This is a genomic window from Streptomyces sp. NPDC028305, assembly GCF_055569495.1.
This window is the reverse complement of the sequence record NZ_JBVHTN010000013.1, coordinates 152517-171426: the sequence shown is the minus strand read 5'-3', so window position 1 is coordinate 171426 and position 18910 is coordinate 152517. Positions and strand designations below refer to the sequence as shown.

Here is an 18910-nt window from a genome sequence, read left to right as displayed (position 1 = left end):
CCCGGCCCCCGGGCCGCACCCGATGGGGGCCTGGGACTTGTGGTGTTTTTGACCCCACGACACGCCGAAGCGACGGCGTGTCGTCGTCTCAAACTCACCACAAAGTCGCTGACATGATTACTGACGGCCGAGAGAGCCGACAAAGCCGTCCAGCCGTGAGACGACGTGCCGCAGTACCTCAACGGATCCTGGCGCGTCGTCCGGGAGTTCCAGGGAGTGATCTGCTGAGGGGACTTCCAGGACGTCGTGCCGCAGGGACTCGGCGATCCGTGAATCCCACAGCTTGTCGGCGCTTCCACCGATGAGGAGCGTCGGGGCTTTGGCCCGCTGGAGAGAGCGGGCCACATGGTCGAAGGTCAAAAGAGGGGTGAGCCAGGCTGCCGCGATGTTCTGATCGGCGGCAATGCCGCAGGCGAGGGTGGCCAGGGACTTGCCGACGAGGAGGCGGCAGGCTCCTGCCTCGGCGTCGATGGCCTGGGTGACCTGCCCCTCCACCCACGCGATCCGGTCGTCCTCGGTGAACTGGGAGAAGTCGTCGGGGACCCGCCACCACAGCTCCTGGACGGTCCAGCCGTGCTGGACGAGCACGCTGCGGGCGAAGTGCAGCAGCGGTCTGGCGGGCGTGTAACCGACGCCTGGAATGACGAGTGCCACCCGGTCGGGGGCGCCGTCGAAGCGGGTGGGGACGGTGAAAGGGGAGGGACCAGGCATGGCCGCAGGCTACTCGCCGGCTGATCATGTGAGGGCCGTCCTGCCGGACCGCTGAGCGGTGCAAGAGACGCGACACCGTCCCTCGTCGCACTGCTCACCGTGCCCGGGGGGCGACGCCCAACCGGGCCATCAAGAGCGCCACGCACCGTTCGGCGAGGTCGCCGGACTCCGGCCAGGGGGCGCCGGGGGAGTCGAGGCCGACGCAGACGGGCCCGGCCTGGCCGGTGGTGCCCCCGGCGGCCAGGGCGTCCAGGGACCCGACCAGCACGCACGGCCGCCCCAGCCCGCGCAGCAGCGGCAGCCGGGTGTCGTGCGGGCGAGTGCCGACGATGATGAAGCCGTCCGCCATGGCGCTGTCCGCGACCCGGCGCAGCCCCTCCTCGCCCTCCTCCTGGGTGAGCAGCAGGACGTCGTGGTCGTGGCGGCGGGCGGCGGTGACGACGCGGGCCGCGAACCGCATCGCGCCCGTGATGTCGCCGCCCTCGCTCAGCGGGGTCACCAGGGCCAGCACCCGGGTGCGGCTGCTGGCCAGGGCGCGCGCCCCGGCGTGCGGACGGTAGCCGAGCTCGCGGATGCTGGCGTGGATCCGCCGCCGGGTGGCCTCGGAGATCGGCCGCTTGCCGCTCAGGGCGTAGCTGACGGTGCTGGGCGAGACCCCGGCGTGCCTGGCCACATCCGTGATCCTGACCATGGAGCCCCCTCCTCGGCGGGGTTCACTTGACGGCGCCCACGGCGATGCCGCGGGCCAGCGTCCGCTGGAAGATCAGGAAGAACAGGATCGCGGGCGCGATCCCGAGCAGGGCGGCCGCGTTCGTCATGGTGGCGTCCATCAGCCGCTGGCCCTGGAGGACGCCGAGCGCCACCGACACCGTCTGGTTGTCGTTGGAGATCAGCATGACCAGGGGCAGCAGGAACTCGTTCCAGGTCCAGATGAAGAAGAAGACCAGCAGCACCCCGATCGTGGGCCGGCTGACCGGGACCACCACCCGCCACAGCACCTGCCACTTGTTCGCGCCGTCGATCCTGGCCGCCTCGATGACCTCCTTGGGGAAGGCGCCGAGGACGGAGGAGAGCAGATACGTGCCGAACGCGGACTGGATGACGGTGAAGACCAGGATGACGCTGAGCCGCGTGTCGTACAGGCCCACCTCCTTCAGCAGGTAGTAGATGGGGTAGACCAGCGCCTCCTGCGGGAGCATGTTCGCCAGCACGAAGAAGGCCAGCACCCAGGGGCGGCCCTTGATCCGGCCGATGCCGATCGCGTACGCGTTGAGCACCGACAGCACCGCCGCGAGCACCGCCACCGAGCCGGAGATCACCACCGAGTTGACCAGCTTCTGGCCGAAGTCCACCCGCTCCCAGAAGTCCTTCAGCCCGTCGAGATACAGCCCGTCGGGCAGGCTGAGCGGCCCGCTCGCGGAGTACTCGGCGGGCGACTTGACCGCGTTGAGCGCGACGACGGCGAACGGCGCCACCATGAAGAGGGCCGCCACGACCAGCGCGGCCAGTACCGGGTATCGCGTGACGGCCTTCACCGGTCCTGGTCCTCCGCCCGGGTCTGGAGGCGCAGCGCCACGAGGGCCAGCGCCAGGATGAGCACGGTCAGGACGGTCGACACCGCGGAGCCGTAGCCGACCTGCGTCTTCTCGAAGAAGTTCTGGAAGGAGAAGTACGAGGGCACATTGGTGGCCCCGCCGGGCCCGCCCTTGGTCAGCACATAGACGGCGCCGAAGACCTTGAGCGCGGCGATGGTGCACCACAGCAGCACGACGTAGATCTCCGGGCGGATCTGCGGCAGCGTCACATGCCACAGCCGCCGCCACCAGGACGCCCCGTCCAGCTCGGCGGCCTCGTGCAGGGCCGGGTCCACGCGCTGCATCCCGGCCATGAAGACCACCAGCGGGAAGCCGAGCTGGACCCACACCATCACCCCCATCACGCTGTAGAGCGCGATGTCGGGGTCGCCCAGCCAGTCCTGTCGGAGCGAGCCGAGGCCGACCGCGTTCAGCAGCTCGTTCAGCGCGCCGTCGTCGGGGGCCAGGATCCAGCTCCACACGACGCCGGCCACGGCGATCGGCAGCACCTGCGGCAGATAGAAACAGGCGCGCAGCACGCTCGCGACGCGGGTGCCGACGTGCTTGGCGATGTAGTCGAAGAGCGCGGCGGCCAGGACCAGGCCGATGGCGGTGGGGATCACCGCCATCGCCAGGACCATCGCGAGGCTGTGCCGGAACGACTCCCAGAAGGCGGAGTCGTCCAGCAGCGTGCGGTAGTTGTCCAGCCCGGCCCAGGAGGGGGTGCCGACGCCCTGCCAGTGGGTGAAGCTCAGCCCCGTGGTCATCAGGAACGGGACGACGATGACGGCGAGGAAGGCCAGCGCGCCGGGGATCAGGAAGAGCGCGTACGGGTATTCGCGCGGTGGTCGTCCCGTGGGCTTTGCGGTCCCGGCCGTCTTCATGTCTTCGGTGCGCCCGACTCGTACGCCGTCTTCAGCGCGTCCAGATAGTCGTCGGGATCCGTGCTGTCGGTGATCAGCTTCTGCGTCTCGGAGACGAGGGTGTCGTAGAACCCGGGGACCGGCCAGTCCGGGTAGAAGGCGAGCCCGTCGTTCTTGGCGAGCTTGTCGAAGTTCTCGATCAGGCTCTTGGACTGCGGGTCGGTGATCGCCGACGGGTCGGCGGCTATGGGGACCGCGCCCTTGTTGCCGAGCACGTTCTGGATGCCCTTCTTCATCGTGATGTCGATGAAGTCGTACGCGAGCTTCTTGTTCTTGGCGCCCTTGGGGACCACCCACAGATTGCCGCCCGAGCCGAGCGTCAGCTTGGAGCCGGGCCACAGGAAGGTGCCCCACTGGTGCTTGATCTCCGACTTGAAGCGGCCGAACCACCAGCTTCCGGAGAAGAACATCGGGTACTTGCCCGAGATGAACGCCGTGCCGGCGTCCTCGGCCTTGGCGCCGCTGGAGCTCTTGGCGATATAGCCCTTCTTCACCCAGTCGGCGAAGGTCTCGGCGCCGTAGGTCCACGCCGCGTCGTGGAAGTCGGGCTTGCCCTGGTAGAGCTCGTACGCGTCCACCCAGGAGCGGTCCGCCTTGCTCAGCGCCAGCTGATAGACGTACTGGTGGGCCGGGTATTCGGCGCCCGCGTTCGCGAGCGGGGTGACGCCCTCGGAGGTGAAGGTGTCCAGGGCGGCGGTGAACTCCTCGAAGGTGGTCGGGACCTTCACCTTGTACTTGTCGAAGAGGTCCTTGTTGTAGAAGACCATCGTGTACTCGGCGAAGTTGGGCACCCCGTACCACTTGCCGGAGCCCATCACGCCCTGCGCGTCGTACCGGCTGGTGGTCTGCACCCCGGCGCTGAGCGGCTTGTCCCAGCCGCGCTTGGTGACCTCGGGCGTGAGGTCGGTGAGCAGCCCCTGCTTGGAGAGCAGCCCGGCCGTGGCGTTGCCCTTGTTGTACTCCATGACGTCCGGGGCGTCGTTGGAGTTGAGCACCATCGAGGCCGTCTTCTGGATCTGTTCGAAGCCCTTCTCCTCGAACTTCACCGTGACGCCCGGGTGGCTCTTCTTGAACTCCTCGATCGCCTGCTGCCAGGCCACGCCCATCGCCCCGTTGGGGGCCTCGTAGTGCCAGAGCTTGAGCGTCCTGCCGTCGCCGCCCCCGCTGTCCGAGCCACCGCACCCGGTGAGCGCCGCGGCCCCCACCAGGGCGGCGGCCAGGAGGGCCGCCGTCCGTTTCTGTGCCTTCTTCCGTGCCTTCAACATCCGCTGCCTCTGGGAGGGTTGGAGGGGTCCGCACGATCGTCGAAGCGCTTCGATGGAGGAAGGTAGGTGGGGCTCCACGGGTACGTCAATGGCGTTGACAAAATGACTAGGGGGACGCTGCCTGTACGCGCGCGAGCCGTCAGTCCGCCTCCGGCGACCGCCGCAGCGCCCCCGCGCCGCTCGCCGCCGCCAGCAGGGCCAGCGCCGCGGCGGTCGCGGGGGCCGTGTAGCCCGCGGCCGGGCCCAGGTGGTCCACGGTCCAGCCGCCCGCCGCCGCGCCCGCCGAGATGCCGATGAGGAGGCCGGTGTACGCCGTCGTCATGCCCTCGTTGAGGCGGGCCGACGGGGTCAGCCGGTGGACGAGGGTCATGCCGCTGATCATCGTCGGCGCGGTCGCCATGCCCGCGACGAACAGCAGCGGCGCCAGGGACGCCGGACCGGTCGCCGCCAGCAGGGGGAGGACGGCCACGGCCATGGCCGCCACGCCCGCCAGGAAGCGGGCCGCCGCCGACCCGCGGACCGGCAGCGCGCCGAAGACCAGGCCCGCCGCGCAGGACCCGGCCGCCTGGAGCGCCAGGAGCGCGCTGCTCGCCGGGCCGTGGCCGTACGAGTCCACGGCCGCGACCGTCGCGACCTCCATCGACCCGAAGACCGCGCCGGTCGCCAGGAAGGTGACGACCACCACCCGCAGCCCCGGCGAGCGCAGCGGCGATCCGGCCGCGGAGTCCGTACGCGGCTGTGGCGGGGGCTCGGTGCGGCGCTGGGCCGCGAACAGCAGGGTGCCGGTCACGAGCAGCACCGCCGCCGTCGCCAGCCCCGCCTCCGGGAACACCGCCGTGCACAGCACCATCGCCAGCGCCGGGCCGGCCATGAAGCACACCTCGTCGACGACCTGCTCGAAGGAGTTGGCGGTGTGCCGGGCGCCCGGGTCGTCGCGGTGGACGGACGCCCAGCGGGCGCGCGTCATCGAGCCGAGGCTCGGCACGCCGGAAGAGCCCGCCGCGCAGAGGAACAGGGCCCACGCCGGGGCCTCGTGGTGGACGCACAGCAGCGTGGCCGTGGCGCCCAGCGCGAAGACGGCGACCGCCGGGACCGCGACCCGCGCCTGTCCGTGGCGGTCCACCAGCCGGCCCAGCAGCGGCCCGGTCACGGCCGTCACCGCGATGCCGGTGGCCGAGACCGCGCCGGCCAGGGCGTACGAGTCGCGCACGGTGGCGATCATGACCACCATGCTGACCCCCAGCATCGTCCCCGCCAGCCGCCCCACCAGCGCGGCGAGCGTGAACGCGGCCGCCCCGGGGGCGGCGAACAGCCCGCGGTAAGGCGCGAGGAACGACGGGCGGGGCGGGTGGGGCTCAGGGCCGCGATCGTCCGTTATTAGTTGTGCGGCGGGCGTCGCGGGCGCGGCGTCCGCCGTGTGCGACGCCGGGCCCGCACCGCGCGGCGTCGGGGCGGGCCCGGCACCCGCGCTGCCGCGCGGCGCCGTGGGCACCACCGGCCTGGAGGCGAGGAAGAGGATCACCCCTCTACGGTCGCGGGCCCGCCCGCGACCGGTCCAACACCTGATACGCGGCCATTCACGCACCTGTGTTGTGAAACACGCGTGCTGTTGAATGCACGCGTGCCCAAGGACATCGAGCCCCGTCTGCTGCGCGCCTTCGCCGCCGTCGCCGACGAGCTGCACTTCACCCGCGCCGCCGCCCGGCTGTACGTCGCCCAGCAGGCGCTCAGCCGCGACATCCGCCGCCTGGAGCGGGAGCTGGGCGCCGAGCTGTTCGTACGGACGACCCGGCAGGTGGCGCTGACCGCCGAGGGCACGCGGCTGCTGCCGTACGCGCGGCGGGTGTTGGCGGCGCAGGAGGAGCTGGCCGCCGCGTTCGGGGGCGGCGGGGCGGGGGCGGGACGGCCGCTGGTCGTCGATGTCGGCGCGCCGGTGTCCACCGGGAGCGAGGTGCTGGCCGAGGCGCGTGGCCGGATATCGCCGGAGGTGGAGCTGGTGGCGCGCTTCCACAGCGGGCTGACCGGGGCCGCCGCCGAACTGCTCGCGGGGCGCCTGGACGTGTCGTTCGGGCGCGTCGGCGGGCTCGACCCGGCGGTGCTCGCGCGCCTGGACCACCAGCTGATCCGCTACGAGCGGATGGCCGTGGTGCTGCGCGAGGAGCACCCCCTCGCCCGGCTCCCCGAAGTCCCGCTGGACGCGCTCGCGGGGGAGACGCTGTACGCGGCCGCGGGCAACGCGGCCACCGCGGAGTGGACGGATCTGGCCACGCAGCTGTTCGCGGGGCGGGGCATCGTGATGGCCGAGCCGTTTCCGGAGATCGAGGGCGTCGAGGAGTTCACCCGGGTGGTGGCCAAGCGGCGCTGGTCGGTGCTGGCGAGCACGGTGTTCATCGCCATGCCCGGCGCCGTGCTGCGGCCGCTGACCGGCCCCGTGCCGCTGTCGCCCGTCTCCATGGTCTGGCGGCGCGGGCTGCGCCACCCGGGTCTCGACGCCCTCCGCGCGGCCGCGGCGATGCTCGGGGCGGCCGGGGAGGCCGGGGCGGCCGGAGGGTGGCTCGACGCCCCGCCCGGCAGCTGGCTGCCCGGCCCGGAGGCCGCCGAGGCGGCCCAGGCGGCGGCCCAGGCGGCCCGGCCCTCCCGGTGACCGGGGGCCGTTGTGGCAACCCTCACCACGCCCCCCGCTCCCGGGTGAGAGCAAGGTTTCTTCCGCGTCACCTGCCGCCACAGCGCGGAAATCCGTACTTCCTACCGTCGTCAGGCAGCGAAACCGCGCACCAGTGGCGACACCCGAGCGAGATCTGTGGAGGCGTGATGACTGCCCCGAACACCACCGCCGCACGCAAAGGGGGCCGCTGGATAGAACAGTGGGACCCGGAGGACGAGACCTTCTGGAAGGAGAAGGGCGAGAAGATCGCCACCCGGAATCTCTGGTTCTCCATCCTCTCCGAGCACATCGGCTTCTCCATCTGGAGCCTGTGGTCGGTGATGGTCCTCTTCATGGGGCCGGAGTACGGCGTGGACCCGGCCGGGAAGTTCTTCCTGGTCGCGATGCCCACCCTGGTCGGCGGAATCCTGCGCGTCCCCTACACCTTCGCCGTCGCCCGCTTCGGCGGCCGCAACTGGACGATCGTCAGCGCGGTGCTGCTGCTGGTGCCGGCCATCGCCGCCGCCATGGTGATGAAGCCCGGCACCTCGTACACCACCTTCATGGTCGTCGCGGCGCTCACCGGGGTCGGCGGCGGTAACTTCGCGTCCTCCATGACGAACATCAACTCCTTCTACCCGCTGCGGAAGAAGGGCTGGGCGCTCGGCCTCAACGCGGGCGGCGGCAACATCGGCGTGCCCGTCATCCAGCTGATCGGCCTGCTGGTCATCGGCACGGCCGGGGCGGCCCACCCGCGCGTGGTGCTCGGCGTCTACATCCCGCTGATCGTGGTCGCGGCGCTGCTCGCGGCGCTGTTCATGGACAACCTGGCGCCGGTGAGGAACGACGGCGGGGCCGCCAAGGAGGCGGCGCGGGACGCGCACACCTGGATCATGTCGTTCCTGTACATCGGCACCTTCGGGTCGTTCATCGGCTACAGCTTCGCCTTCGGCCTCGTCCTCCAGAACCAGTTCGACCGCACCCCGCTCCAGGCCGCCTCGCTCACCTTCATCGGCCCGCTGCTCGGCTCCCTCATCCGCCCCATCGGCGGCCGTCTCGCCGACACCTACGGCGGCGCGCGGATCACGCTGTGGAACTTCGCCGCCATGTCCGCCGCGGCCGTGGTGGTCGTCTTCGCGTCCGCGGAGAAGTCCCTGGGCGTCTTCCTGGTCGGCTTCATCGCCCTGTTCGTCCTCAGCGGGCTCGGCAACGGCTCCACGTACAAGATGATCCCCGGCATCTTCCAGGCCAAGGCGGTCGCGCGGGGGCTCACGGGCGAGGAGGCCGCGGCATACGGGCGGCGGCTGTCGGGCGCCGCGATGGGGCTGATCGGCGCGGTCGGCGCGCTCGGCGGGCTCGGCATCAACCTGGCCTTCCGGGAGTCCTTCCTGAACGCGCACACCGGGACCCCGGCCTTCGTCTCCTTCCTCGTCTTCTACGCCCTGTGCTCCGTCGTCACCTGGGCCGTATACCTCCGCGGGGCCCGCCCGGCGGCACGGCCGGCCGCGGCGGAGGCGCAGGAGCCGCAGAGCGCGCGGCAGCCCGCCTACGCGGACGTCTGACCCCGGTCGTCAGGCAGGATTGGTTTCAGCTTCGGTTGGACGGACGGGGAGCGTACGGCACGGGGCGCGCGTTCCCCGTCCGTACGCCCCGTTACACCTGGGAAACCTCCGCGAACCGCGACCGTCACTCGCCGGCCACAGGATGGCCGTCGAGATGAGGCCGCGGAGGGCGCCCATACGACAGCGGATCGGGACGAGAACCATGCACCGAGACCACAGCGCCGCGACCGGCCCCGCCCCAGGGCCCGCGGCGATCAGCCCTGCCGCAGAGCCCACGGCCACCGAACCCGCCGCGGTCACCCGCGCCACCGGGTCCGCGGGCATCGGGCCGCTCGCCGGGTTCACCGTCGGGGTCACCGCCGCCCGCCGCGCGGATGAGCTCGGCGCGCTGCTGCGGCGGCGCGGCGCGGCCGTCATGCACGCGCCCGCGCTGCGCATCGTGCCGCTCGCGGACGACGCGGAGCTGCTCACCGCCACCAAGCAACTGCTCGAACAGGCCCCCGACATGGTGATCGCCACCACCGCCATCGGCTTCCGGGGCTGGATCGAGGCCGCCGACGGCTGGGGCCTCGGGGACGCCCTGCTGGGCCGGCTGCGGGGCGCCCGGCTGCTGGCCCGCGGCCCCAAGGTGCGCGGCGCGATCCGGGCCGCCGGGCTCACCGAGGAGTGGTCCCCGGCGTCCGAGTCGCTGGCCGAGGTGCTCGACCGGCTGCTGGAGGAGGGGGTCGACGGCAGCCGCGTCGCCGTCCAGCTGCACGGCGAGCCGCTGCCCGGCTTCGTCGAGTCGCTGCGCGCGGCGGGCGCGGAGGTGGTCGGCGTGCCGGTGTACCGGTGGATGCCGCCCGAGGACATCGGCCCCGTCGACCGCCTCCTCGACGCGACCGTGGCCCGCGCCCTGGACGCCGTGACCTTCACCAGCGCCCCCGCCGCCGCGAGCCTGCTGGACCGGGCCGAGCGGCGCGGCATGCGCGAGGAGCTGCTGGACGCGCTGCGCCACGATGTGCTGCCCGCGTGTGTCGGGCCGGTCACCGCGCTGCCCCTGGAGGCCCATGACGTGCCCACCAGCCAGCCCGAGCGCTTCCGCCTCGGCCCGCTCGTCCAGCTCCTCACCCGCGAACTGCCGGGCCGGGTCAGGCCGCTGCCGGTCGCCGGGCGCCGTCTGGAGATCCGCGGCCACGCGGTCCTGGTCGACGGCGAGCTGCGGAGCGTCCCCCCGGCGGGCATGGCCCTGCTGCGCGCCCTGGCCCGCCGCCCCGGCTGGGTCGTCGCCCGCGCCGACCTGCTGCGCACCCTGCCGGGCGCGGGGCGCGACGAGCACGCGGTCGAGACGGCGATGGCCCGGCTGCGCACGGCCCTCGGCACCCCGAAGCTCATCCAGACGGTCGTCAAGCGCGGCTACCGGCTGGCCCTCGACCCCTCGGCGGACACCAAGTACGCCGACGCCTGACCGCCCGCCTGACCGCCCGCCTGACCGCCCGCCGGGACTCGCGGCTTGTACCACGCCTCGGGCCGAAAGCTCCGGGCTTGCCCAAGAGCGGGACCGGTCCGCGGGTCCCTCGGCACAATGACCCCATGCATGGAGCCGATCACACACCGCCAACTGAGGTGAGGCTGGCGGTGGACGGAGACGGGGCCGACGACGAGCTGCGGTCGCTGTACGACTGGCTCGGCCACGAGGACGCGCTGCGCGGCCGCCTGGAGCTGCGCCCCCGCCCGCTGGCCGAGGGCGAGATGGGCGGGGTGCTGGATGTGCTGGCTGTGACGCTCGGGGCGGGCGGCATCGGCGGGTTGATCTCGTCCGTGTCCACCTGGCCGGGCCTGCGCCGGAGCGACGTCACGGTCACCGTCACCGCAGCCGACGGGCGCGAGATCACCATCGACGTACAAGGGGCCGCCGACCCGCTGGCCGTCATCCGGGAAGCCGAGCGCCTGACCGCGGCGCCGCGGGAGTGACGGCCGGGTGACCGGGACCTGGTTCGCCGACGCCGCCTCCAGCCGGGTGGTGCTCCTCGGCTCGAGCGAGTACGACAAACTCGATGACCTCCCCGCCGTCCGCAACAACCTGACGGACCTGCGGCACGCCATCACCGAGTCCGAGCACGGACTGCTCGTCGGGCGGCCCGACGAGCACTGTGCGGTGCTGGGCCCGGGCGGCGAGCCGGCCACCCGGGAGGCCATCGGCGCGGCGCTCTCCCGAGCCGGCCGCGAGGCCACCGAGCTGCTGCTGGTCTACTACTCCGGCCATGGGCTCGTCGACGACGACGGCATGCTGCACCTGGCGCTCGAACACACCGATCCGAAGCGGCTCGGCTTCACCGCCGTGCCGCTGGATGTGATCATGCGTGATCTCGTCAGAGCGCGGGCGCGGGCCCGGGTGCTGATCCTGGACTGCTGCTTCTCCGGGCGGGCGATCGGCGTGATGGCACCGCCGGGCGGCCTGTTGGCCGGTCAGCTGCCCGCGAGCGGCACCTACGTCCTGACCTCCACCGGCGCGACCAAGACGTCCCATGTGCCCCGCGGGTCCCGGCACAGCGCCTTCACCGGCGCCCTGTTGGGCGCGCTCGGCGAGGCGGAGCCGCTGAATCTGGACCAGATCTACGAGCGTGTGCGAGGCGAGCTGTGCGGTCACGGGCTGCCCAGCCCCGAGCGCCGTACCACGGGTGGCGCCGGAGGGCTCGCCCTGACGCGCGGACCGATCCGGGTGGGCACGGACCCGGCCAGGGCGCTCCGGTGGTGGCACCGCCCGTCGCTCCCGTGGAAGGCGGCGGTCGCGACGGGGGCCGTGGTCACCGTGGCCACCGCGGGGGTGGCGGTCGCCGGGGGCCTGCCGTGGCAGCACCCGCGGGACGAACGGCCCACGGAGGGCGAGCGGACCCCGACCTCATCGGCCACCACCGGCCACGGCCCCGGCACGCGTCCGACGAGCACGGCCTCCGGGGCGAGTCCGTCCAGCCGCCCGCCCCGGCCCACCACAGAGGAGTTGAAGGTCGAGCTGTTCAAGTCGAACCGGACGTCCGACGGCACCGTCACCATCGATCTGAAGGGCGCGGTGGGTGCCGTCGACCGCGGCAAGGTCAGCGAGGTGTTCGGCGGTGGGGAAGGCCAGACCGGCGGGGGTGGCGGCGTCAGGGCCGACAACACCGATGGAGGCACCGCCAGTGGGTTCGTCAACTTCGCCGTCGACGCCCTGGGGCGGACGTGCAGCGCGCACGGGCTGGCCCTGGGGGAGTCGACCTTGGTGACCGGTCCCACCCACAAGTGGGCCAAAATCACGGTGGTTCACGTCGAGAACGCGACACCGGACAACTCCAAGGACATCACCGCGACGTTCCGGATCTCCCAGGGGCGGGGCGAAACCCCTCAGGGCAACAAGACGTGCGCGTGAGGCCGCCGACAGGCGCGGCCGTGGGGGTTCCGGGCCCGGGCCGGGGCGGGCACTCTGGGAGTGCGTGATTTCCGCTGTCCGCGCGCGATCCGCGCGAGCCGCACGACCGCGCGCAACCCCCCACCGAGGTGCCACGAGCGCCTCAGCCCGAAGGAGTGACAGGAACATGGCGTCGGCGTCGCCCTATGACCTGCGGTTCGACTCCGGGCGGCTGTGTCTTGACCTGGTGGCCACGGTCGGCGGGCGGCTGAGCGAGGCGCCGGTCGAGCGGCTGGACGGGGTGGAGCGGCTCAGGGCGTGGCTCGTCGGTGCGGGCCTGGTGCCCCGCGGCACCGCCCTCGAGACCGTCGACGGCGGCTGGCTCATCCGCTTCCGCGCCGCGCGCGACCTGCTCCACCGCATCGTGCACACCGAGGTCGAGGGCCGCGCCGCGGGCTCCGACCTGGAGCGGGTGAACGCGCTGGCCTCCACCGCCCCGCCCGCCGTGCGGGCCGTACGCGGCGCCGACGGCACCCTCGTCCGCAGGCTCGCCGCCGCGCCCGACTGCGGCGCGCTGCTGGCACAAGTGGCGCGGGACGCAGTGGAATTACTCACAGATCCGGTGGCGCGCGGGCAGCTGCGGCAGTGCGAGGGGGAGACCTGCTCGCTGGTGTACCTCGACACCTCGCGCGGGCGCCGCCGCCGCTGGTGCTCCAGCGAGGTCTGCGGCAACCGCGAGCGCGTGGCCCGGCACCGCCGCCGGGTCACCCGGGCCTGACGGGCGCACGCCGGAGCGCCACGCCCGATGCCGCCAGAACGCCGCCTGACGCGGTGTCATTGCAGCTCACGGTACCGTTAGTTGAGGGGTGCCGAACGCTGTATAGCGCAATTGCGCGTACATCACAGCATTTTTGTTGAACATGGAAGTGTTACCCACCGTACCCCCTCGACCGCGCGGTGGGGATTACGCAAGGATGCTCCCGTGACCGAGAGGACGACACCGGACGACGCGCTCATGCGCGCGCTCTACGAAGAGCACGCGGGCCCGCTTCTCGCCTTCGTCCTCCGCCTTGTCGGGGGCGACCGGCACCGGGCGGAGGACGTGGTCCAGGAGACGCTCCTGCGGGCCTGGCGCAACGCCGACCAACTGCGGAGCACCGGCGGCTCGCTGCGCCCCTGGCTGGTGACCGTGGCCCGGCGCATCGTCATCGACGGTCACCGCGGCCGCCGCGCCCGCCCCCAGGAAGTCGACGCCGCCCCCCTGCACGCCGTGCCCGCCGCCGACGAGATCGACCGGGCGCTGCGCATGATGACCATCTCCGACGCCCTCGCCGACCTCACCGATGCGCATAGAGAGGCATTGGTCGAGACATACTTCAAGGGGCGTACGGTGAACGAGGCGGCCGAGGTGCTGCGCGTACCGCCGGGGACGGTCCGGTCCCGGGTGTTCTACGCGCTGCGCGCCCTGCGGCTCTCGCTTGAGGAACGGGGGGTTACGGCATGATGCCGGCAGCGGAGGACCAGCAGCACACCGCCGTCGGCGCTTACGCCCTCGGCGTACTCGACGCGGCGGACGCGGCGCGCTTCGAGGAGCACCTGCTGGGCTGCGACCGATGCGGCGCCGAGCTCGACCAGCTGATGGGCATCCCGCCGCTGCTGGCCGAGTTCGCCACGTCCTCCGACGGCCGTACGGTTCTGGACCCCGCCACCATCACCGCCCGCCCCGGGCCCGAGCTCCTCGGCAAGCTGATGGACGACGTCAGCACCAGCCGCCGCGGGGGCCGCAGGCGCCGGCTGTTCCTGGTGGCCGCGGCCGCCGCCCTGATCATCGCCGGCCCGTTCGCCGGGGCCGCGCTGACCTCGGACGACGACGGCGGCGGCGGCAAGCCCCAGGTGGTGGCCGCCGCCCCCGCGAAGGCGGCGTTCGACCAGGGCCGGAAGTCCGGCGCGGTCGACCCCACCACCAAGGTCGACGCCACCGTCTCGCTCCAGGCCAAGGGCTGGGGCACCTCGGTGGCGCTCAAGCTCGGCAACGTGAAGGGCCCGAAGGCCTGCGACCTGGTCGCCGTCGGCAAGGACGGCCACGAGGAGACCATCACCACCTGGGCGGTGCCCAGCACCGGCTACGGCATCAAGGACGGCGACGCCTCGCGCTGGAGCAAGGAGCCGCTCTACGCCCTGGGCGGCGCGGCCATGAACCCCGACCAGATCGACCGCTTCGAGGTCCGCACCCTGGACGGCGACCGCCTGGCGGTGGTGAAGCTCTGAGCGGTCCGCGCGGCCGCTCGGCCACGGCCCGGAGCGCCCCCCTGGTGTACGGTTGACGGCTGCCCTACGCACACAGAAGGGGGCTTGGGTGGCCGCGCACAACGCCACGCACGCGAGCCGGAAGGCGAGACCGGACAGACCCGGCGGACCCGGGAAACCGGCCGCCGGGAAAGCCGCCGGAAAACGGGACGGCGGCGGGGACGGGACCCGCGAGCGGGAGATCCGCACCGAACAGGTGCATCTGGACCGCGTGTACCGGCGCCTCGAGGAGAAGATCCACGAGGCGGAGTTCCTGATGAACGACGCCGCCAAGCGCGGCCAGGTCGGCACGCCCGGCGCGCTCGCCGAGCGGGACGCCCAGGTCTTCCGCGCCGGGGTGCACCTCAACCGGCTCAACAGCGAGTTCGAGGACTTCCTCTTCGGCCGCATCGACCTGCTGCTCGGCAAGGACGGGGAGCGCGGCCCGGACGGCGCCTACACCTCCGTCGAGCCCGCCGACGACGCGATCCGCCCCGGCGAGGACGGTGAGGACGGCGGCGGCCGCGCGGAGATCGCCGAGACGCTGCACATCGGCCGCATCGGCGTGCTGGACGCCGACTACGCGCCCCTGGTCATCGACTGGCGCGCGCCCGCCGCCGCGCCCTTCTACCGCTCCACCCCCGTCGCCCCCGGCCGGGTCGTGCGCCGCCGCGTCATCCGCAGCAAGGGGCGCCGGGTGCTCGGCGTCGAGGACGACCTGCTGCGCCCCGAGCTGACCGCGACCCTGGACGGCGCGGAGCTGCCGGTCGTCGGCGACGGCGCGCTGATGGCCGCGCTCGGCCAGGCCCGCGGCCACACCATGCGCGACATCGTGGCCTCCATCCAGGCCGAGCAGGACCTGGTGATCCGCGCCCCCGCCGCCTCCGTCACCGAGGTGGAGGGCGGCCCCGGCACCGGCAAGACCGCGGTCGCGCTGCACCGCGCCGCGTATCTGCTCTACCAGGACCGGCGGCGGTACGCGGGCGGGATCCTGGTCGTCAGCCCCACCCCGCTGCTGGTCGCCTACACCGAGGGCGTGCTGCCCTCGCTCGGCGAGGAGGGGCAGGTGGCGATCCGCGCGGTCGGGTCGCTGGTGGACGGTGCCGAGGCCACCACGTACGACGAGCCGGCCGTGGCCCGCGTCAAGGGCTCCTCGCGGATGACCCGGGTGCTGCGCAAGGCCGCGCGCGGCGCCCTGGAGCTGCCAGCGGGCCCCGGCCGGGCGGCCGGGCAGGCGGCCGGGCCGCCGGAGCGGCTGCGCGTCGTGGCGTTCGGCGCCCGCCTCGAGCTGGACGCCGACGAACTGCGCCGGATCCGGGAGTCCGCGCTGGGCGGCACCGCCCCCGTCAACCTCCTGCGCCCGCGCGCCCGCCGGCTGCTGCTGGACGCGCTGTGGGCCAAGACGGCCAAATCTGGGGGTGCCCACCGCTACACCGACCCCGAGCTGGCCGCCGAGGCGCGCGAGGGCTTCGACGAGGACGTCTCCACCGAGGACGACTTCCTCGGCTTCCTGGCCGCCTGGTGGCCCGAGCTCACCCCGCGCGCCGTGCTGGCCGCGATGGCCGACGAGAAGCGGCTGGCCCGCTGGTCCCGGCGGGTGCTCGGCCAGCGCGAGGTGAGCCGGCTGGCCCGCTCGCTGACCCGGCTGGGCGCGGACGGCCAGGGCCCGCTGTCGGTGCACGACGTGGCGCTGCTGGACGAGCTGCACACCGTCCTGGGCGCCCCGGCCCGGCCCGCCAGGCCCCGCGAGGCCGACCCGCTGGACCAGCTGACCGGTCTGGAGGAGCTGACCACCTACGCCGAGCGGACCTCGTCGCGCCGCAGCCGCGCGGACCGCGCCGAGCAGGAGCGCGCCGACTACGCCCACGTGATCGTCGACGAGGCGCAGGACCTGACCCCGATGCAGTGGCGCATGATCGGGCGGCGCGGCCGCCACGCCACCTGGACGGTGGTCGGGGACCCGGCGCAGAGCTCCTGGTCGGACCCGGACGAGGCGGCCGAGGCCCGCGCCGAGGCGCTGGGCAGCCGCCCGCGCCGCCGCTTCACGCTGACCGTGAACTACCGCAACCCGGCGGAGATCGCCGAGGTCGCCGCGAAGGTCCTCGCGCTCGCCATGCCCGGCGCCCAGGCGCCCGAGGCGGTCCGCTCCACGGGCCTGGTCCCGCGCTTCGCGCCCATGGCCGACGGAAACGGCGGGGACCTGGCCGCGCGCGTGCGCGAGGAGACGCGGCGCCTGCTGGCCGAGGTGGACGGCACCGTCGGCGTGGTCGTCGCCATGCGGCGGCGGGCGGCGGCGCGCCGCTGGCTGGAGGGTCTCGGCGACCGCGCGGTGGCGCTGGGCAGCCTGGAGGCCAAGGGCCTGGAGTACGACGCGACGGTCGTGGTCTCGCCCGCGGAGATCGCCGACGAGTCCCCGGCCGGGCTGCGGGTGCTGTACGTGGCGCTGACGCGCGCCACGCAGCGGCTGACCGTGCTGTCGGGGGAGCGGGACGACCCGGACGAGCAGGGCGTCCCCGATCTGCTGAGGGACTGAGCCGAACGGGTGCCGCGCCTCCGGGGCGGAAACGACCCCGCGAAACAACCCGCGAAAACAACCCGTGGGGGAGGGAATCACTTCCCGGGATGGTTTGTTAGCCTTGCTGTTGGCACCGGCTCGATCCAAGCCCCCGGGCCCAACCTTCGTCGCTTCGAGCGACCACTTGCCGCGAGGCGAGCATGGCGGGTCGGTGCCACCTGTACATCTCTGAAGAGGTCCGCGTCGGCGCTTGCGCGACGCGGACCTCTTCGTCGTTTTTCATCGGGTTCAACGGGGTGAACAATATTTCCGAAACTCGAGCCCGGTTACGCGGTACCGGAAGGTAGGTGTAACCATCTGAAGACCACTGTCCGAGGGCGGGCCGGCGAACCATCACCGGGGCCCGGGGGCAACCTGGAACAAGGGAAAGCAGAGGAAGTCGGCCATGGCAACGGCGCCCAGCGTCTCGTACTCGATGACGGTCCGGCTGGAGGTCCCCGCGAGCGGCACGGCGGTCAGCCAGCTCACCACGGCCGTGGAGTCCTCCGGGGGCTCGGTCACCGGCCTCGACGTGACCGCTTCCGGCCACGAGAAGCTCCGGATCGACGTCACCATCGCCGCGACCTCCACCGCACACGCCGACGAGATCGTCGAGAAGCTGCGCGGCATCGAGGGCGTCTCGCTCGGCAAGGTCTCCGACCGTACGTTCCTGATGCACCTCGGCGGCAAGATCGAGATGTCGTCGAAGCACCCGATCCGCAACCGTGACGACCTGTCCATGGTCTACACCCCGGGTGTCGCCCGGGTCTGCCAGGCCATCGCCGAGAACCCCGAGGACGCCCGCCGCCTCACCATCAAACGCAACAGCGTCGCGGTGGTCACCGACGGCTCCGCGGTCCTGGGCCTGGGCAACATCGGCCCCAAGGCCGCCCTGCCCGTCATGGAGGGCAAGGCGGCCCTCTTCAAGCGCTTCGCGGGCATCGACGCCTGGCCGCTCTGCCTGGACACCCAGGACAGCGATGAAATTGTCGCCATCGTGAAAGCCATCGCCCCCGGCTTCGCGGGCATCAACCTGGAGGACATCTCCGCCCCCCGCTGCTTCGAGATCGAGGCCCGGCTGCGCGAGGCGCTGGACATCCCGGTCTTCCACGACGACCAGCACGGCACCGCCATCGTGGTGCTCGCCGCGCTCACCAACGCGCTGCGCGTGGTGAACAAGAAGATCGGCGATGTGCGGGTGGTCATGTCCGGCGCGGGCGCGGCCGGCACCGCCATCCTCAAGCTGCTGATCGCCGCGGGCGTGCGCCACGCGGTGGTCGCGGACATCCACGGCGTCGTGCACGCCGGGCGCGAGGACCTGACCGGCGCGAACGGCAACTCCGACACGACCGCGCTGCGCTGGATCGCCGACAACACCAACCCCGAGGGCGTCACCGGCACCCTCAAGGAGGCCGTGCGCGGCGCCGACGTCTTCATCGGCGTCTCCGCCCCGAACGTCCTGTCCGGCGACGACGTGGCCGCCATGGCCGAGGACGCGATCGTCTTCGCGCTGGCCAACCCCGACCCCGAGGTCGACCCGGCGATCGCCCGCCAGACCGCCGCCGTGGTCGCCACCGGCCGCTCCGACTTCCCGAACCAGATCAACAACGTGCTGGTCTTCCCGGGCGTCTTCCGTGGCCTGCTGGACGCGCAGTCGCGTACCGTGAACGACGACATGATGCTGGCCGCGGCCCGGGCGCTCGCGGACGTCGTCCACGACGACGAGCTGAACGCCAACTACATCATCCCGAGCGTTTTCAACGACAAGGTGGCGGGCGCGGTCGCCGGCGCGGTGCGGGTCGCGGCCAAGGCTGTGACCGGTACCACGGGGGTCTAGGGCGGGCCCGGCGCGTCGTACGGCGCGTCGCGCGGCGTTCAGCCGATCGGGCCCCCATAGGGTGTCGGGCAGAAAACGGCCGCCACGGCGCTTTTCGCGCGACTCACCAGGGCACCGGATTGGCTTTCCCGCCACAGGTGGGGGCAGGATGCGTTCCGGGCGCGAGGGTCTGAACAGCAGACCCGGGTCC

At 72.7% G+C, this 18910-nt stretch carries 15 protein-coding genes and 1 pseudogene; 10 read left to right on the top strand and 6 right to left on the bottom strand.

Going from position 1 to position 18910, the window contains the following annotated elements; genetic code table 11:
* Nucleotides 1-117: 117 nt before the first annotated feature.
* The 6 genes and pseudogenes from ACZ4WQ_RS44030 to ACZ4WQ_RS44005 form a co-directional block, all read right to left on the bottom strand.
* On the bottom strand, nt 118-711 hold the full coding sequence (locus tag ACZ4WQ_RS44030) for an alpha/beta hydrolase (RefSeq protein WP_398368863.1): 594 nt from the start codon (nt 709-711) through the stop codon (nt 118-120).
* Nucleotides 712-826: 115 nt separating this feature from the next.
* Nucleotides 827-1402: pseudogene (locus tag ACZ4WQ_RS44025) on the bottom strand (LacI family DNA-binding transcriptional regulator); the annotation flags it as partial.
* Nucleotides 1403-1424: 22 nt separating this feature from the next.
* Entirely contained in the window at nt 1425-2189 is a 765-nt protein-coding gene (locus tag ACZ4WQ_RS44020; protein ID WP_398370467.1) for a carbohydrate ABC transporter permease, read from the bottom strand.
* 53 nt (nt 2190-2242) lie between these two features.
* Nucleotides 2243-3169: a carbohydrate ABC transporter permease gene (locus ACZ4WQ_RS44015; protein ID WP_311727403.1), complete on the bottom strand. Its 927-nt coding sequence runs from the start codon at nt 3167-3169 to the stop codon at nt 2243-2245.
* Nucleotides 3166-4473 carry an ABC transporter substrate-binding protein gene (locus ACZ4WQ_RS44010; RefSeq protein WP_311727402.1) on the bottom strand — a complete coding sequence of 436 codons (1308 nt, stop codon included), beginning with the start codon at nt 4471-4473 and terminating at the stop codon, nt 3166-3168. Before ACZ4WQ_RS44010 ends, ACZ4WQ_RS44015 begins: the two co-directional genes overlap by 4 nt.
* A 139-nt stretch (nt 4474-4612) precedes the next feature.
* Nucleotides 4613-5995, bottom strand: a complete 1383-nt coding sequence (locus ACZ4WQ_RS44005) for an MFS transporter (RefSeq protein WP_398368866.1) — start codon at nt 5993-5995, stop codon at nt 4613-4615.
* Between the two features lie 99 nt (nt 5996-6094).
* On the opposite strand from ACZ4WQ_RS44005, the gene ACZ4WQ_RS44000 reads away from it, so the two are divergent.
* The 10 genes from ACZ4WQ_RS44000 (at nt 6095) to ACZ4WQ_RS43955 (ending at nt 18720) form a co-directional block, all read left to right on the top strand.
* A complete protein-coding gene (locus ACZ4WQ_RS44000; protein ID WP_398368868.1) occupies nt 6095-7117 on the top strand; it encodes a LysR family transcriptional regulator in 1023 nt (340 codons plus the stop codon).
* 167 nt (nt 7118-7284) lie between these two features.
* On the top strand, nt 7285-8679 hold the full coding sequence (locus ACZ4WQ_RS43995; RefSeq protein WP_398368870.1) for a nitrate/nitrite transporter: 1395 nt from the start codon (nt 7285-7287) through the stop codon (nt 8677-8679).
* Between the two features lie 202 nt (nt 8680-8881).
* The gene (locus ACZ4WQ_RS43990; protein WP_398368872.1) at nt 8882-10126 is read left to right on the top strand and encodes a uroporphyrinogen-III synthase; all 1245 of its coding nucleotides are present in this window, start codon (nt 8882-8884) and stop codon (nt 10124-10126) included.
* A gap of 170 nt (nt 10127-10296) precedes the next feature.
* Entirely contained in the window at nt 10297-10632 is a 336-nt protein-coding gene (locus tag ACZ4WQ_RS43985; protein WP_398368874.1) for an effector-associated constant component EACC1, read from the top strand.
* A 7-nt stretch (nt 10633-10639) separates the two neighbouring features.
* Nucleotides 10640-12064: a caspase domain-containing protein gene (locus ACZ4WQ_RS43980; protein WP_398368876.1), complete on the top strand. Its 1425-nt coding sequence runs from the start codon at nt 10640-10642 to the stop codon at nt 12062-12064.
* A gap of 166 nt (nt 12065-12230) precedes the next feature.
* Complete coding sequence (locus ACZ4WQ_RS43975; RefSeq protein WP_311727396.1) at nt 12231-12821, top strand: CGNR zinc finger domain-containing protein; 591 nt, start codon at nt 12231-12233, stop codon at nt 12819-12821.
* A 237-nt stretch (nt 12822-13058) separates the two neighbouring features.
* Entirely contained in the window at nt 13059-13547 is a 489-nt protein-coding gene (locus ACZ4WQ_RS43970) for a sigma-70 family RNA polymerase sigma factor (protein ID WP_385340430.1), read from the top strand.
* Nucleotides 13544-14311, top strand: coding sequence for a zf-HC2 domain-containing protein (locus tag ACZ4WQ_RS43965; RefSeq protein ID WP_468022881.1), 768 nt, complete (start codon nt 13544-13546; stop codon nt 14309-14311). Before ACZ4WQ_RS43970 ends, ACZ4WQ_RS43965 begins: the two co-directional genes overlap by 4 nt.
* A gap of 88 nt (nt 14312-14399) precedes the next feature.
* Complete coding sequence (locus ACZ4WQ_RS43960; protein WP_468022880.1) at nt 14400-16862, top strand: HelD family protein; 2463 nt, start codon at nt 14400-14402, stop codon at nt 16860-16862.
* 427 nt (nt 16863-17289) lie between these two features.
* Nucleotides 17290-18720 carry an NAD-dependent malic enzyme gene (locus tag ACZ4WQ_RS43955; protein ID WP_311727393.1) on the top strand — a complete coding sequence of 477 codons (1431 nt, stop codon included), beginning with the start codon at nt 17290-17292 and terminating at the stop codon, nt 18718-18720.
* Nucleotides 18721-18910 lie beyond the last annotated feature (190 nt).

Excerpts from the sequence above, each read along its gene's own strand:
- ACZ4WQ_RS44030 (WP_398368863.1), bottom strand. The coding sequence starts at position 711 with ATGCCTGGTCCCTCCCCTTTCACCGTCCCCACCCGCTTCGACGGCGCC.
- ACZ4WQ_RS43995 (WP_398368870.1), top strand. The coding sequence starts at position 7,285 with ATGACTGCCCCGAACACCACCGCCGCACGCAAAGGGGGCCGCTGGATA.
- ACZ4WQ_RS43990 (WP_398368872.1), top strand. The coding sequence starts at position 8,882 with ATGCACCGAGACCACAGCGCCGCGACCGGCCCCGCCCCAGGGCCCGCG.
- ACZ4WQ_RS44015 (WP_311727403.1), bottom strand. The coding sequence starts at position 3,169 with ATGAAGACGGCCGGGACCGCAAAGCCCACGGGACGACCACCGCGCGAA.
- ACZ4WQ_RS43975 (WP_311727396.1), top strand. The coding sequence starts at position 12,231 with ATGGCGTCGGCGTCGCCCTATGACCTGCGGTTCGACTCCGGGCGGCTG.
- ACZ4WQ_RS43965 (WP_468022881.1), top strand. The coding sequence starts at position 13,544 with ATGATGCCGGCAGCGGAGGACCAGCAGCACACCGCCGTCGGCGCTTAC.
- ACZ4WQ_RS43970 (WP_385340430.1), top strand. The coding sequence starts at position 13,059 with ATGCGCGCGCTCTACGAAGAGCACGCGGGCCCGCTTCTCGCCTTCGTC.
- ACZ4WQ_RS43955 (WP_311727393.1), top strand. The coding sequence starts at position 17,290 with ATGGCAACGGCGCCCAGCGTCTCGTACTCGATGACGGTCCGGCTGGAG.
- ACZ4WQ_RS44010 (WP_311727402.1), bottom strand. The coding sequence starts at position 4,473 with ATGTTGAAGGCACGGAAGAAGGCACAGAAACGGACGGCGGCCCTCCTG.
- ACZ4WQ_RS44020 (WP_398370467.1), bottom strand. The coding sequence starts at position 2,189 with ATGGTGGCGCCGTTCGCCGTCGTCGCGCTCAACGCGGTCAAGTCGCCC.